Below are 1,654 nucleotides of genomic sequence, written 5' to 3' on the forward strand. Positions count from 1 at the left end.
AGCCTTGATCCGCCGGTGAGCTTTTTCAGCTGATGTGATCCTGCTCGGTGGAATGGTTCCTGGTGATGGGCGTGCGGTGATCGCCGGTCGGGCCGGCTCTTCCACGTCGGTCGTTCCTCGCGCCCGGTGCTGGGCTGGGTGGTCAGGCCGCGGCCGTGCCCGGTGGTGCGAGGGTGGCGGTGAACAGCTGCTGGTAGCCGGTCTGCCAGGGCCAGTTCCGCGGCAGGTGCAGGCGTAGGCGCCGGGCTGAGGAGGCGATCCGCGCCGGGACGTTGATCAGCTGCGCGCGGATCGTGGCGGTCCGCGCCTTGGCGTGGAAGCTCCCGGCCAGGGCGCCGGCGGCGCGGGTGAGGTTGAACGCCATCGCCGCGCAGACCAGCCAGGCCGCGTTCGCGGTGAACGTCCCTGACGGCAGGTGGGCCAGCGGCCCTGCCTTGAGTTCGGCGATGACCTGCTCGACGATCGCGTGATCCCGGTGGGCGGCCTCGGCGGCCAGCATCGACAGCGGCGAGTCGGTGAACACCGCGTGATGCCGGTACTCGGCGAACAGCGCGGTCTGCCCGGCCGGCACCGACGCGGGATTGAGGCGCTTGACCCGCCGGACGATCAGCCGGGCGGGGACGTGCTCGGACTTGCGGCGGGAGGTAAACGCGACGAAGTCGATCTCGGCGACCTCGGCGTCGGAGATCCAGCGCTGCTCGCCCTCCTCCCAGATCGCGTCCGGATACTTGATCGCCGTCCAGGCGCCCTCGCCGATCGCCGCGATGGCGCGGCGGACCGCGGGGTCCATCCGGGCGGTGACCGAAAAGCGGGCCCCGCCCCGGCGGGCGGCGGCCACCACCTTGGAGTTGTAGAACGCCGAGTCCGCGCGCACCGTGATCATCGCGCCGGGAGCCGTGCCGGCACCGGCCTGCCGGGCGGTGGCCAGCGCGGCACCGATCAGTGCGAACGCGCCCCGGGCGGAGTTGGTGGCGCCCTTGCGCAGCCTCGTGCCGGCGATCACCGGTGCGATCAGTGGCGTGGACACGGTCGCGACCAGCGCGTTCAGGCCCTTGACGCCGGAGTAGCCGTAGCCGGCGCCCTGCTTGGCGTAGCCGTGGGTCTCCCGGATCGTGTCATCAACATCGAGGTAGGCGACCTGGTCGGCGCCGGCCAGCACCGGCGTCTGCCCGGCAAGGGCGACCAGCTGCCGGGAGGCGACCGCGTCGAACTGCCGGACATGGCCGAAGGACACCGCCCGCAGGAACGTGCCCAGCGTCGTCGGCGCCCGCATGCCGTCGAACAGCCGGCCCATCCCGCCGTGGCGCAGCAGATCCAGGTCACTGATCGAGTCCGCGCCGGCGACCATCCCGGCGACCAGCGCCGGCACCTTGACCGCGGCGTTCGCTCCGGCCGAGCCCGGCACCGTGACGTGCTCGGCGACCAACTCCTGCAGTCCGGCCCGTTCGGCCAGCGCCATCACCGGCGCCAGACCGGCGACCGAGATCAGGTTCGGGTCATCGAAAACCGCGCTGAGCTTGTGGAAGACTCGCATTTACCGGATGCCCCTGCCTGCCAGCCGATGGAACCGTCGCAAGTCCCATCCTCCCTGGCGACAGGGGCATTCGTCTCTACTCGATGATCAATTGGCCAAGATCATCGGCGGATCGAGGCT

Annotated in this window: 1 protein-coding gene; it reads right to left on the minus strand. The window is 71.1% G+C overall.

Going from position 1 to position 1,654, the window contains the following annotated elements:
• Positions 1-142 precede the first annotated feature (142 nt).
• Positions 143-1,534 (minus strand): IS1380 family transposase, encoded by a 1,392-nt coding sequence (locus BUB17_RS25140; protein ID WP_072921584.1) that lies wholly within the window; start codon positions 1,532-1,534, stop codon positions 143-145.
• Positions 1,535-1,654 lie beyond the last annotated feature (120 nt).

It is taken from the genome of Geodermatophilus obscurus (assembly GCF_900143215.1).
Taxonomy (GTDB): Bacteria; Actinomycetota; Actinomycetes; order Mycobacteriales; family Geodermatophilaceae; genus Geodermatophilus; species Geodermatophilus obscurus_A.